Genomic DNA, 13,824 nt, shown 5'->3' with positions numbered 1-13,824 from the left:
AAAGTGTAGTATATGGTAGAAAAACATATTTTTAAAATAAGAGAAACCAATGACATAGCAGATAAGTATATTAAGAGTAGGATGAAACAGTAGATTAATAGAGAAAGAGGAGGAGATTGTTATAACTACAACTGTTATTTCTCATTTTTATAACGAAGAGTATTTATTGCCGTGGTGGCTTATACATCATACGAAACTGTTTGATCATGGCATTTTAATTAATAAAGGTTCTAAGGATCGTTCGGTTGAGATTTGTAAAAAATTCGCACCGCATTGGGAGGTGCGAGATTCTGTAAATCCAGAGTTTGATGCATATGCGACAGATCATGAAGTGATGAGGATAGAACAAGAAGCACAAGGATGGAAAATGATTTTAAATACGACTGAGTTTCTTTGCGTGCAAGATAAAAATCAGTTTTGGAAATCGCTAAATGAATTGGGGGGGAGGATGTATTGGCTGGACGGGCTTATTATGGTTGATGATCCTAACTACAACTATCCGGACCTTAACTTTGGAATACCTTTAATGAAACAGCGGTTTCATGGTTATTTACCAGAAGATTGGCCGTTATGGAGAAGAGGTAGATTTATTCATAATCATGAGCATGGAAGTTATACGGTTGGAAGACATTTATCTGCGCATGAATCGATGATTTATCCACCTCTTGCCTGTATATTATGGTTTGGGTTTAGTCCGTGGAACGATGCGATGAGAAAGAGAAAGTTACAAATTGGTCCGACTCTTTCTGAAGCTAGTAAGCATGGGGGAATGGGGACGCATCATATTGTTACGCCGGAAAGATTAGAAGGATGGTATAAGGAATTAGCGAGAGGAACGAAGGATTTACGTTTTAATGATGCATATCGTTATGTTTTTGTATAAATGATTTCCACCATAAAATTGTTTCTTCAATTCCTGTATTTAGATCGTATGTTGGTTTCCAGTTTACTTCAGTTTTTAAACGTTCTACATTAACCCCGACAAATAAAGGTTCATCTTTAGAGAAAGGGATTGCACCTAGTTTAATTAAATGTTCTTTTCCTATCTTTTTAGCAATGATAGAAGCTAACTCTTTAATTTGTACAGATTGACCAGAAGCGATATTGATGGTGCCTGTAACGCTGTGTTCTAATATTGTTACGAGAGCGTCAGCGACGTCACTCACATGGAGGAAATCTCTCGATTGTTTTCCATGTGTACATAGTGCTTCCTCGTTTTTTAATAAGGAAGTGATAATGTTAGAAACGAGCCGATTACCTTGTTCGTGAGGTCCATACATATGAAAAATGCGGCCCCAACACATGCTGAGGCCTGTTTGTTGTGCATACGTTTCTAGCCAGGAGTGCAGTGCATTTTTACATAAAGAATACGGGGTTTTATAGGAAAGGAGCGGTGAATCTTCAAATAATACGCCGTTAAACCATTCGTACTCTGCGCCAGTACCTGCAACGACAACACGCTTTCCACCGCATGTTGTAAAGTGTTGAATCAATGAAATACTAGACTTTAGCCAATAGTAATTATTAATAGATACATAGCATGCTGGTGGCACTGCTTCCCAAGCAAGGTGAATGAGATGGCTAGGCTGAACGTCGTAAATGAATTGTTTTACTTCGTCATCGCGAAGCAAGTTTACTTTATGCCAATGGCAAGGGAGGTGAGAGGGGTTATTTTTATTATACATGGCGTGCACTTCGTATCCCTTTTGTATAAGTGAATGTACAACATATTTACCTATCCAGCCACTACCACCTGTTACAACAACTTTCTTCATGGCTCGATCACCTCAATTTCTGGAACCGTCACTAAAAATTTACCGCCCCATTCACGAATGAAAGAGCATTCTTTCATAATTTCGTCTTTCAAATTCCAAGGAAGTATAAGAATGTAATCTGGTTTTGTACGTTTAATTTCTGCTGGAGATTTTATTGGAATACGAGTTCCTGGTAAAAGGAGATTTTGTTTGTGAGGATTTTTATCTACTGTATAAGCTAGAAATTCTTTACCTATCCCGCAATAATTCAAAAGGGTGTTTCCTTTAGCTGGAGCACCGTAACCGATAATTTGTTTGTTTAAAGCTTTCGCTTCAATAAAAAACTTTAAAATATTTATTTTCAATTGTTCGATGCGTTTAGAAAAAAGGAGATAGCAATCTAAAGTATCTAACCCGTGGTCGACTTCTTTTTGAATTAATTTTGTAACATTGGAATGGATAGTTGATTGGGCACTTAGATGGCTTACAAAAATCCGTAAGGAACCACCATGCGTTGAAAGTTCTTCTACATCAACAATTTGTAAATGATGATAACTTAAAACTTTTTGAAGGCTTATAAGTGAGAAGTAGGAAAAGTGCTCATGGTAGATAGTATCGAACTGTTTAAAGGATATGAGGTTTAATAAGTGTGGGAATTCAATTGTTATCGTGCCATCACGTTTTAATAGTGTTTTTAAACCAGCGACAAAATCATGCAAGTTCGGAACGTGTGCTAATACGTTATTTGCGACGATTAAATCAGCTTGTGGCAATTTTTTTGCTAAGTCATTACTGAAAAAATTCACATGAGTAGGAATTCCTTTTTTGATAGCAATTTCTGCTACGTTTTTCGCGGGTTCAATTCCCAATGTCTCGATATTTTCTTTTTTAAAGTATTGTAATAAGTACCCATCGTTACTTGCGATTTCAATCACTTTTGAATGTTTCGTTAAGTTGAAACGCTTAATCGCCATTTCTACATATTGTTTAGCGTGTAGCAGCCAGCTTGAGGAGTAAGAGCTGAAGTATAAGTAGTCATGAAAAATATTGTGCGGAGATTCAAATTCATCTAGCTGCACGAGTAAACAAGAGTGACAAACAAATGTGTGCAGCGGATAAAATGGTTCCATTTTATATGAATTTTCAGGAGCTACAAATGAATTAGCAAGAGGAGAAACGCCCAAATCTAAAAAAGTGTTGGTTAGTAATGAGTGGCAAAAACGGCATTTTTTCTGTTCCATTTTATAGTCCCCTTATAAATTTTTGAATGCATCGATTTGTTGTCGCGTGAAAGATTCTATATTTTCACCGGATGCATATTTTTTGTACCAATCAACAGTCCAAGCAATAGAATCATCTGTTGATAACTTAGGGGTCCAGCCGAGTTTGTTTACTGCTTTTGTACTGTTGAGTGTTAAAATTGGTGATTCATAAGGAGTTTTCGTAGAGGGAGAATGGATGGTGAGTCGTTTATTCCATAATTTCGTTACGGATTGAATGACATCATTTACGGTTCTGCTAGGTTCATTAATCGGTCCGAAATTCCATGCTTCTGCATATTTAGCATCATTCCAAAGTTTCTCAGCTAGAAGGATATAGCCATGTAGAGGATCTAAAACATGTTGCCACGGACGGACGGCATATTTGTTTCGAATACACAAAGTATGATTGTGCAAATATGCCCGAATGATATCAGGGAATAATCGATCTTCTGCCCAATCACCACCGCCGATGACGTTACCAGCTCTGACTGAGGCGAGTTTCTGGGTATTAGTGCGGAAGAATGATTTTTGATAGGATGTTGCCACTATTTCAGCGCAAGCTTTGCTAGCGCTATAAGGGTCGAAACCTCCTAGTCGGTCATTTTCCACGAACGCTCGGTCGCCACTACCGTCATTCTCATAACATTTATCGCTTGTCACATTAATAATGGCACGTACGCTTTCGACGGACTTTGCTGCTTCTAGCACGTGGACAGTACCTAAAACATTCGTTTTGAATGTATCGATAGGATTTTTGTATGAAGTGGTGACGATTGGCTGAGCTGCTAAATGAAATATTATGTCGGGATTATGTTGTTTTAGGGCGTGGAATAAAGAGTCGTAATCAGTAATATCGCCATGAATTGTCATACACTCTTTTGCTACGTTACCTTGTTCAAAAAGATTAGGAATGGATGGGGGATGAGAAGAAAAGCCCACTATTTCTGCCCCTAAAGAACTTAAGAAAAGGGTGAGCCAGGAGCCTTTAAATCCAGTATGTCCCGTAATAAATACTTTTTTCTTATTCCAAAAAGATGATGAAGCCATATTACCAAACCTTCCATGGAGCGTTATTACTTTCCCATAGCTCGACTAATTTATTTTTATCCCGCAATGTATCCATTGGATGCCAAAAACCAGAATGTTGATATGCGGCCAATTCGTTTTTGTTTACTAACTGAACTAAAGTGTCTGTTTCAAAAACAGACTTATCTCCACTAATGTAATTGAAAACTTCAGGATTTAAAACGAAAAATCCACCGTTAACCCATCCGCCATCACCTAATGGCTTTTCTTGAAAAGATGTTACAGACTGTTTATCTAATATGAGAGAACCAAATCTACCAGGAGGTTGTACGGCAGTAACAGTAGCCATTTTTCCATGTTTTTTATGGAATGTAATAAGTTCTTTTATATTTACATTACTTAATCCATCACCATAAGTGAGGCAGAAAGGTTCGTCTCCGACATAATTTTGAATCTTTTTCACTCGGCCACCCGTTTCGGTATTTACACCAGTATCGATTAGTGTAACTTTCCACGGTTCTACACGATGAGAATGGCTAGTAATTGTATTATCGTTTAACTGTATTGTGAAATCAGACATGTGTAAGTTGTAATTTAGAAAGAACTCTTTAATTGCATATCCTTTATAGCCTAAGCAAATAATAAACTCAGTAATCCCGTAATGACTATACAAACTCATAATGTGCCATAGAATGGGTTTTGTTCCAATTTCAATCATAGGTTTCGGTTTTAAATGTGTTTCTTCCCCAATTCTTGTACCGTACCCACCAGCAAGAATAACAGCTTTCATTTTTTCCTCCTAAAATAAAAATTTATTATTTATACAGTATTCATGTTTTATGCAAATGAGATTGTTTTTGATTAAGCGAATGAAAATGTTTGAGGCGATGACGATGCAGAAAATATTACGGTTTGAATTTTGGGAATAATTCTTGGTATTCAGGGTTATGACGGAGGTCTTGTGTTAGGTTACTAAGCTCTAAAAAACGTATGTCCAGTACTTCAGGAGATTGCCCGTAATGTGTTTGAAGCCCCATTTGAACACCCCTTTTTGAAAGGGGAGGTGTAATTTGTAATTTTCTTGCCTTTGACTGTTCATTCCAAGGGCTAAAATAAAATTTTAAAATAAATGAAGGATAGTCATAAATTATATATCCGTGCCGCGAATGATGTCTACCAGGTAAATATGCACCATCTAGATGATTGTGAATAAATCTCCAAGCACATCCGAGTTGTGGGTTGTAAGGGAAGACACCGTGGTATCGCTGTTCTACTAAGGGGATAGAATATCTAGGCTTTGAATAATTATAATTGTGATTATCTATCATTAAAATCATTCTAATCGCATACATGTTTTGGCCTAGTGTATGAAGAGATGAAAAAAAATCTTCAGTATTATTACAACAAAAGAATTCAGTAGTATTTAAAACGATTTTCCAACCTGAAACTTCTCTTTCAATTTCCATCACTTCAATATCAGTATTAGTTGGATCAAACTCAAGAAATCTGGAATTTCGTACTTCCCAGTGGGGTGCTAATAGTTTACAAATCTCTACGGAACGATCTGTAGACCCTCTATTAATTAAAATGCCGTGATCGAATATTTTCGTGTGATGCATAAGCCACCATGGAAGTAGGTATTCTTCATTATAAAAATGAGAAATGATTGTTTTTTTCATGTTAATTCCCTCCTATACAAGCAATCATTATTAGTAGAATATGCTTTTAAATAAGAAAGGTTAAAAGGTACAGACAATGTAGTGATTAGGTAATAGTTTAGTAATTTTATTGTATGAGTGATTTGTATTGGATAATAGTAGGGTGGAGCTTGGAATTTGGTATAAATTGTGAATAACAAACCGTCACGTTTGACTGTACAGTTTATGTATTGTATCATGTAAGTAATATAAACAAGGGGGGAAGATCGTTGGGAAGGTGTATCGAATCGGACAGTTGGCTCTCATGGCTCACGTGTCGAAACGAACGATTGATTATTATACGAATCTAGGTATCTTAAAAGCGGAGCGATCTCAATCTAATTATCGCTATTACGACGAAACAGCATTTGAGACATTACAATTTATTGAGAAGTGCAAAGAAATGCATATGCCGCTTTGTGAGATTAAAGAGAAAATCGAGGAGAAGAAGAAGCTGCTCGGTATCAATGAACACGTTTCGAAACAAGTGAATGAAGTGACAGACCATATTCATCGATTAGAAGCAGAGTTAACAGAGTTAAAGCCGCTTTTAGATGGATTGACTGATTCACAACGTGAAAAAATATCGAAATCTTTATCTGGTCAAACGACAGCTTTAATACAGACACTTGCTCTATTATTATAGAAAAAGTGAAATCTGACCTCTTTAATTTTTGTATAGGGCTATGTTTTCTAAGAAACAAATAAGAAAACATTATAGTATACAGGAGGTGGACACCTTAGTTTTTTAACTAAGGGGATTCATTGGAAATATTTAATTTAGTCATGGTTGCGATTTTAATCGCATTTACTGGATTTTTCGTAGCAGCTGAGTTTGCGATTGTAAAAGTACGTTCAAGTCGTATTGATCAGCTTGTTGCAGAAGGAAAACGCGGTGCTTTAGCAGCGAAAAAGGTAACAACAAATTTAGATGAATATTTATCTGCTTGTCAATTAGGTATTACAGTGACAGCTATGGGATTAGGTTGGTTAGGTGAACCGACAATTGAAAAGTTATTACACCCATTATTTGAGAAATGGAACTTAAATCCTTCTATTTCATCAGTATTAACATTTGGTCTTGCTTTTATGTTAATGACGTATTTACACGTTGTAGTAGGGGAATTGGCTCCGAAAACGATGGCAATTCAAAAGGCTGAAAAAGTAACATTATTATTTGCAGCTCCACTAATGATGTTCTATAAAGTAATGTATCCATTTATTTGGGTATTGAATGGTTCAGCTCGTGTGATAACTGGTTTATTCGGTTTAAAACCGGCTTCTGAACATGAAGTAGCTCATACCGAAGAAGAATTACGCCTTATTCTTTCAGATAGCTATGAAAGTGGCGAAATTAATCAAGCCGAATACAAGTATGTAAATAACATTTTTGAATTTGATAATCGTATTGCAAAAGAGATTATGGTACCGCGAACAGAAATCGTTGGTTTCTACCTGGAAGATTCAGTAGAAGAACACATGAAAGTGATCCAAAATGAGAGATACACACGTTATCCGATTTTTGGAGAGGATAAAGATGATATTATCGGTATGGTCAACGTAAAAGATTTCTTTATTCGATATATGACCGAGGATCAAAAAGATTTATCATCTATTCGCTCGTATATGCGTCCGATTATTGAAGTGATGGAAACGACTCCAATTCACGATTTATTACTTCAAATGCAGAAGAAGCGAATTCCGATGGCTGTTTTATATGATGAGTACGGAGGAACAGCCGGAATTGTAACGCTTGAAGATATCTTGGAGGAAATCGTCGGCGAAATTCGTGACGAATATGATGAAGATGAAGCGCCACCAATTCAACATGTGAACGAGCAACATATCATTGTTGATGGAAAAGTGCTTATCTCAGAAGTGAAAGATTTATTTGGATTACACATCGAAGAAGATGATGTGGATACAATCGGTGGATGGATTATGATGCAAAATCATGAAATCGAAGAAGGACAACACGTTGAGGCAGAAGGTTATGAATTTAAAGTGTTAGAAAAAGACGCGTACCAAATTAAACGTGTTGAAATTCGTAAGATGGAACAAGAACAAGAAGAAGAGAAAGCAGCAACTGTGTAAGTTGCTGCTTTTCTTCTAAAGTACAAAAAATGAGAACTTAGGAGCGGATATTTTGATTCAAGAAGCCTTACGTGTATATCGATTACAATTGTATGTGATCTTTAGTGGTTTACTACTTATGTGGACGATTACTCCGTTTGGAAAACAAGTGACAGGGTTTGGTATTGGATTAGCAGTAAGCGCCTATTGTCTTTGGTTATTAGCTCGCAGAGTGGAGAAACTCGGAAAAAGTATCGTAATGAAGGAAAAGTCTCCTGGATTAGGAGTTTTAAACCGATTTGCAGCTGCTATTTTAGGAGCTATAATCATGTATGAAATTGAGCATGAAATGGAAATTTGGGCATTCGGTACAGGTATTTTAGGTGGTCACTTTTTAATGATTGCAAATTTAGCGTATGCAAATATGCAGTTAGTGAAAGAAGAAGAGAAGCAAAGGGAACGTGCTTCGAAAAACATAGAGCTATGATGAAAGGGACCTAATTGGGTTCCTTTTTTAGTTTAGCGATATGATACAAGTAATCAAATTAACGACAAATATGATACGCTTCTTTTTTGCGTTTTTCAATAGTATGAAAAATAATAAAAAAATTTTAAAAAACCCATCGATTTCTAAAGGTTATGTATGTTATTATGACAAAAGACTTTTTGAAAGAGGTGGATACCAATGTTACAAGCGCTACTTATTTTTGTGCTACAAATTATTTACGTTCCAATTTTAACAATTCGTACGATTTTGCTTGTAAAGAATCAAACAAGATCCGCTGCTGGTGTTGGATTGTTAGAAGGAGCTATTTACATTGTCAGTTTAGGTATTGTGTTTCAAGATTTATCAAATTGGATGAACATCGTTGCCTATGTCATTGGCTTTAGTGCGGGACTGTTATTAGGCGGTTATATAGAGAATAAATTAGCAATTGGTTATATTACGTATCAAGTTAGTTTACTAGACCGTTGTAATGAATTAGTAGATGAGTTACGTCACTCTGGATTTGGCGTTACAGTATTTGAAGGCGAAGGTATTAATTCTATACGTTATCGCTTAGATATCGTCGCAAAGCGTTCTAGAGAGAAAGAGCTTTTAGAAATTATTAATGAAATTGCACCGAAAGCGTTTATGTCTTCGTATGAAATTCGTTCGTTTAAAGGTGGATATTTAACGAAAGCGATGAAGAAAAGAGCGTTAATGAAGAAGAAAGATGAACATGCATCGTAAAAAAGAGGAGTAGTGCTGCAGTAAAAGCGCAGTATAAGTCCAAATGTAAAAGGGAGGAATCTATTTTGATGTAGATTCCTCTCTTTTTTATGAAAAATATTCATCTGTTAATTCAAAAAAACTAAATCGTATAATTATTTTTTTTACTCATTCTCAAATTAATGATTAGCCATATAATTTGAAAAAATACCGGTATGATAAACGTAATTAATAAAACGATAAGTGATATTGATTTAATTTCAGGTGTTTGAATAACACCAGCACCATCAAAATCTCGTAGCCAAATGATAGTGGCCCATATTCCAAAAACGATAATCCAAAATATGTTACCAATCCACCAAGAAATCCATCGTTTTTTCATGTTAGCACCCCTTACATGTATCTACTGTTAAAAGTATATTTTCGTTCGTTACATTTATAATGAAACAACTTTAAAATCAGTTTTTAACTGTATATCTAACTTGTTTGAAGGTTACTATTTCTCCACCATCATCATCATCGTTCGTTTGCAAAAGTTGAACTTTTGGTTTGTAGTCTGTCCTATGAGCGTGTTCGATATCTTTAATGTTAAGCTTGTAGGATTCACCATTCTTTAGCTTTTGTTCCAACACTTTTTTATTAGCAACATAAATAAAGGTCACTTTATTTTCATCAATGCCCTCGGTCTTAATTTCTAATTCATTATCTTTTGTTGTAATGGTTGGTGTTAATAATTCCATACTGCCGTTTCCAGTTTCTAAAGAATTTCCTGGAATAGCTGAACATCCGGATAATATGATTCCGGTGAATAGAAGAACAGCTAATTTCTGTTTCATAACATCCCTCAATTCCATGTGAATTTTGATTTTGGTATTGCTAGATTACTAGTGTGGAGCGTAAATGTTTAGTTAGTACCCTTTTAATTGTACCATAATATGTAAATTGAAACAGGGTGTATATCCAATTTAAGGGAGATTGAAAAATTTACTGATTGTTGTAAATTCGTGTGTTTTAGCTTCTATTTCAATCGAAATGTAGACGAGAGAAAGAAATTTTTTTATAGAAATTATAATTTTTACATTTTACTATAATGATAGGGAATAGATGAATTCATTTACTTCGGAGGTATTTATTTGAACATTAATGAGAAGGCAATTGAAATGTTTGAACAAAATAAATATGAGGAAGCAATGGAACTGTTTCAACAAGCAGTACATGAATCTAGAGACGTACAATCTCTCAATAATCTGGCTTGGATGTACTTTTATGAGGAAGAGAATGATGATAAAGCTCTTGAATTAATAAGAGAAGTTGTTAAGTTGAATCCTTCTTCATACTTTCCTTATAACATCTTAGGGGACATTAACATGAAACAAGAAAAATGGACAGAAGCGAAAGAAGCATTACAAAAGTCTATTTCGATTCAACCATCAGATGAAGCATATCATAATGTAGCTGTAGCACATTATAACCTTGGAGAGCTGGAAAAAGCTTCAGAATTTTTCTTGCGAGTTGCAGGGGATTCGGACTATATCATGTATAGCTATGTAAAATGTTTAATTGATTTAGAACGAATAACAGAAGCAAAAGAGAAGTTAGATACTTTTAACAGGGAATCTGATAATTTTTTAGGGGAAATTAAGGTAGCAGATTTATATGTTGAGTTGAATTGCTATAAAGAAGCAATTGAATGGTTCGAAAAGGGATATAAAGAATGCTGGAAAAGTCCTAATTGGATTGGTAGATTTGTGTATGCTCTATATAAAACGAATAATTTCTCCCGTATAAATGAAGTTATACGGGAATCTATCGAAGCGAAAACAGCAGAAATAGAAGATGTTCAGAATGAAGAAGTAGAAGAAAACTGGACAGAAAATGATAAGAAAGAGTTAATTGAGGAATATACAGAAGAGAATAATTGTTATAAAACATTGGTAGAACGTATCAAATCTGGATACGTTCCAGGATTAGAGTTTGAAACTGATTATATAGGGGCTTGCTATTTATTTGGTTGTAAAAGACATAATCACCTTGAATATGAAAAATAAAAAGATTCGACTGTTGGTCATCTCCCTGTCAAGTAGACAGTAATAAAAAGAGTATTATGCCACGGCCTTTTCCCAATATTCTATCGGGGAAAGGCCGTGAAGTTTTTCTTGGAACCTTTCTGTATTATAGAATTGAATATATTCTTGAATTGCTCGATAGACCATTTCATATGTTTTTGGGCGCACTAAATACAACTTCTCTGTTTTTAAATGTGAGAAGAATGATTCGATACACGCATTATCAAAACAGTTTCTTCAAATGATTTTTAAATATCACAGATGTTTTTCTTCCATAAAACGGACATTTTTTCGAATGATAGATTGAATATCCAGCTCTCTCATGAGACGACGAACAAGTTTATGATTCATTACCACTCCTTCTCGAGCTAAAGCACGAGTCATGCGTTTATACCCATAATAAGGGTGCTGACGATGAATAGATAAAATATGTTCTTTATGCCACCTATCCCTTTTCTGACGTAAACGCTGTACGTTATGATATTTCCGCCATTTATAGTAGCCAGCCTTAGAAACTTCCGCGATTTGAAACAGCCATCGAAGTGGCTAGGCTTGGCGTAATGAATCGATAAGAGAAAATCGTTCTTTCTTTAGGACCATTCCTTCCCGTTTAGATTTGGATTGCGCTTTTTTAAATACTCAACCTGTGCCTCCAAATAAGCATTTTCTTCTTCTAGACTATTAAAATTCTTTCGATTCCAGACGCCACGTTGATCATCAAAGGACTCCCCCTGTTGCGCACGTTTTACCCACTCAATAATCTGAGCATCTCTCTTCACACCGAGTTGTTCACGAATTTCTCGCAATGATTTTCTCTCTTCTAATCGAAGACGAACTGCTTCTCGCTTTAGTTCTTCTGTATATTTTTGAAATGATTGTCCTTTTCTTGCCATAAAAAAATCCCCTCCAGATAAAACAGTATTGAGTCCATCATATCAGATGGACTCTTTTTTTACTGTCTACCTATAGGGGGTAATACCATATACCTCCAACTCCGTTTTTATGGGCTAATTTGCTCCTATGGCACATAGGAGTGCTCTTTTATCAGGCCCTTTCTCTCTGGAGTAAAACAGCCAAAATACAACAGATTATTTACATTGGCAAGGCGACTTCATATTATTTGAAGGTTGCCCGCACTGACAATTCGCGTTATTCGCAGATACGTTTGTCTGTGCTCCTAGAGAAGAGTCCGTTGCCATTATAGATGCTCCTGGTTGTGCGAGTGGAGTAGCAACCCCAATGGTATTTATTACTGTATCTCCACCTGAAACACTATGTGGTGTGATTTCTTCATATATCATTTCTTGTACTTCTACCCAATCTACCGTAAACTCTGCACCCTCTGATTGAATAATCAAATCCACTTGGCTCGTATTCGCATCTGGATAGAAATAGAATTCTTGGGTCATAAAAGTAGGTTGGGTGAAGAATAACATATGTCTTTGATTTCCTGGTGGCACAATGGAAATCGTTCCTTGTCCTTTGGCACGAACGCGAACACGATACTCTGTGTTGCCGCCCTCACTTGGTAAGGTAATGATTTGAGTAACTGTGCTATCCCAATTCGATAATGTCAAGACAGGTTTCCGATTACTGTCTTGTGGGAAACTCACTGTACCGGCTATATTCCAGTTTTGTGCTTGTTGAAGAAACAAACCATTTTGAACAATATTCCGTGCTTGTAGTTGATTCCAAGCGCGAAGAGCGGCTTGATAGATTGCTGCTTTTTGTTGTGCATATCGATCTTGCATTGGTATACCTGGCATAGATCCTTCTTGAGGAGCACTGTTTTGAAGTGCTGTTAAGTTCTCTATATCGGTATAACTTACGTTTGGTCCGATCGTTCCGCTCCAATTGGATGAATCGTACATGGCATTTAATTGATTTGTAGCCTGCTGTAAACCCGCAGTGATTTGTGCCTGTTGCGCCAAATAGGGTTGTAGCCATTGTTCCTCTTGGTTTTGTGCTTTTCTTATTTCTGCCGCAGTTAGTGGGCGTCCCTCTGTCAAGGAAACTTGACTTATTTTTGCGAATCCATTCGACGGTACGGTAAAACCAACTGTAATGCCTATATTCGCTTCTGGATGTAATGCACCTACATCAATTGGATATTGAAAGAAGTTTGGACTACTGTTAACACCTTCTACAGAAGTTGGCAGAGACGTAGAATAGGCTACATTCACGACTTGATTGACTTCATTTCCATAGCGGGAAGCCATAATTTGTAGAGAATCCGCTTGTAAGACAAAAACGGATAGATAATAACGTGTATACGGTTTTAATACTGATTCCGGTACAGTCTGATAGGCATAAGATGGATATACAAGGGAAGAAGGAGGTAACACCAGTTGCTGCCCCGCGTATTGTGAGTCTCCTGATGAGATGAACACCTTGCGTCCAAGTTGCCACCCTTCACCTGTAAAACTCCCACTGCGCAATACATTTTGTGATTTACTCAGACGTTTTGCCTGATTCACTTGTGTATTTAATTCCCGTTTTTCTATTGCATAACTATTTGGTAGAGATTGAACTTGTTGATGCACATAATCAATCCAGTAATCGGTCACACCGGGAGCTAGTTGATTCGGATTATCGGTCGAAAAAAGACTTTGTGTCATCACACGTGTTTGTGCCAAATTGTTGAAAGGGAATTTAACAGCGGATGTTATTTGATCTGTATTTATCATCATATAATCACTCCTTTAGATCTTTAATAGGACATACTATTTCTTT

General features: G+C 36.2%; 14 protein-coding genes and 1 pseudogene. 6 read left to right on the top strand and 9 right to left on the bottom strand.

The annotated features are described in order from the left end of the window. The first annotated feature begins 97 nt into the window (after nt 1-97). Complete coding sequence (locus F3I02_RS30030) at nt 98-883, top strand: glycosyltransferase family 2 protein (RefSeq protein WP_196478794.1); 786 nt, start codon at nt 98-100, stop codon at nt 881-883. Here F3I02_RS30030 and F3I02_RS30025 read toward each other — a convergent pair. From F3I02_RS30025 to F3I02_RS30005, 5 genes are all read right to left on the bottom strand, one after another. Beyond that, complete coding sequence (locus F3I02_RS30025; protein ID WP_000758366.1) at nt 852-1,775, bottom strand: NAD-dependent epimerase/dehydratase family protein; 924 nt, start codon at nt 1,773-1,775, stop codon at nt 852-854. The two genes, F3I02_RS30030 and F3I02_RS30025, sit on opposite strands and share 32 nt — an antisense overlap. After that, nucleotides 1,772-2,995 (bottom strand): class I SAM-dependent methyltransferase, encoded by a 1,224-nt coding sequence (locus F3I02_RS30020; RefSeq protein WP_163050843.1) that lies wholly within the window; start codon nt 2,993-2,995, stop codon nt 1,772-1,774. Before F3I02_RS30020 ends, F3I02_RS30025 begins: the two co-directional genes overlap by 4 nt. 12 nt (nt 2,996-3,007) lie before the next feature. Further along, nucleotides 3,008-4,063 (bottom strand): CDP-glucose 4,6-dehydratase, encoded by a 1,056-nt coding sequence (rfbG, locus tag F3I02_RS30015; RefSeq protein WP_000168648.1) that lies wholly within the window; start codon nt 4,061-4,063, stop codon nt 3,008-3,010. Nucleotide 4,064: 1 nt separating this feature from the next. Then, nucleotides 4,065-4,832 (bottom strand): glucose-1-phosphate cytidylyltransferase, encoded by a 768-nt coding sequence (gene rfbF / locus F3I02_RS30010; protein ID WP_000648807.1) that lies wholly within the window; start codon nt 4,830-4,832, stop codon nt 4,065-4,067. A gap of 115 nt (nt 4,833-4,947) precedes the next feature. Further along, nucleotides 4,948-5,721, bottom strand: a complete 774-nt coding sequence (locus tag F3I02_RS30005) for a glycosyltransferase family 2 protein (RefSeq protein ID WP_196478691.1) — start codon at nt 5,719-5,721, stop codon at nt 4,948-4,950. 256 nt (nt 5,722-5,977) lie between these two features. On the opposite strand from F3I02_RS30005, the gene F3I02_RS30000 reads away from it, so the two are divergent. The 4 genes from F3I02_RS30000 (at nt 5,978) to F3I02_RS29985 (ending at nt 9,046) form a co-directional block, all read left to right on the top strand. After that, the gene (locus F3I02_RS30000) at nt 5,978-6,385 is read left to right on the top strand and encodes a MerR family transcriptional regulator (RefSeq protein ID WP_000285637.1); all 408 of its coding nucleotides are present in this window, start codon (nt 5,978-5,980) and stop codon (nt 6,383-6,385) included. 119 nt (nt 6,386-6,504) lie between these two features. Then, entirely contained in the window at nt 6,505-7,833 is a 1,329-nt protein-coding gene (locus F3I02_RS29995) for a hemolysin family protein (protein WP_000402275.1), read from the top strand. Nucleotides 7,834-7,885: 52 nt separating this feature from the next. Continuing rightward, nucleotides 7,886-8,299 carry an ATP synthase subunit I gene (locus F3I02_RS29990; protein ID WP_000613880.1) on the top strand — a complete coding sequence of 138 codons (414 nt, stop codon included), beginning with the start codon at nt 7,886-7,888 and terminating at the stop codon, nt 8,297-8,299. 198 nt (nt 8,300-8,497) lie between these two features. After that, entirely contained in the window at nt 8,498-9,046 is a 549-nt protein-coding gene (locus F3I02_RS29985; RefSeq protein ID WP_000938438.1) for a DUF2179 domain-containing protein, read from the top strand. A 121-nt stretch (nt 9,047-9,167) separates the two neighbouring features. Here the strand turns inward: F3I02_RS29985 and F3I02_RS29980 are convergent, their stop codons facing one another. Further along, nucleotides 9,168-9,407 (bottom strand): DUF3923 family protein, encoded by a 240-nt coding sequence (locus tag F3I02_RS29980; RefSeq protein WP_000747686.1) that lies wholly within the window; start codon nt 9,405-9,407, stop codon nt 9,168-9,170. A gap of 76 nt (nt 9,408-9,483) precedes the next feature. Further along, nucleotides 9,484-9,879: a hypothetical protein gene (locus tag F3I02_RS29975; protein WP_196478690.1), complete on the bottom strand. Its 396-nt coding sequence runs from the start codon at nt 9,877-9,879 to the stop codon at nt 9,484-9,486. 279 nt (nt 9,880-10,158) lie between these two features. Here F3I02_RS29975 and F3I02_RS29970 point away from each other — a divergent pair, with 279 nt between their 5' ends. Continuing rightward, on the top strand, nt 10,159-11,073 hold the full coding sequence (locus F3I02_RS29970; RefSeq protein ID WP_196478689.1) for a tetratricopeptide repeat protein: 915 nt from the start codon (nt 10,159-10,161) through the stop codon (nt 11,071-11,073). Nucleotides 11,074-11,127: 54 nt separating this feature from the next. Here F3I02_RS29970 and F3I02_RS29965 read toward each other — a convergent pair. Further along, nucleotides 11,128-11,984: pseudogene (locus F3I02_RS29965) on the bottom strand (IS3 family transposase). A gap of 195 nt (nt 11,985-12,179) precedes the next feature. After that, a complete protein-coding gene (locus tag F3I02_RS29960; protein ID WP_196477777.1) occupies nt 12,180-13,781 on the bottom strand; it encodes a hypothetical protein in 1,602 nt (533 codons plus the stop codon). Between the last annotated feature and the right edge of the window lie 43 nt (nt 13,782-13,824).

The organism is Bacillus sp. SRB3LM (genome assembly GCF_015712745.1).
In the GTDB taxonomy this organism is placed as follows: Bacteria; Bacillota; Bacilli; order Bacillales; family Bacillaceae_G; genus Bacillus_A; species Bacillus_A thuringiensis_K.
The sequence above is the reverse complement of the archived record's forward strand: the minus strand, read 5'-3'. Positions and strand labels throughout refer to the sequence as shown.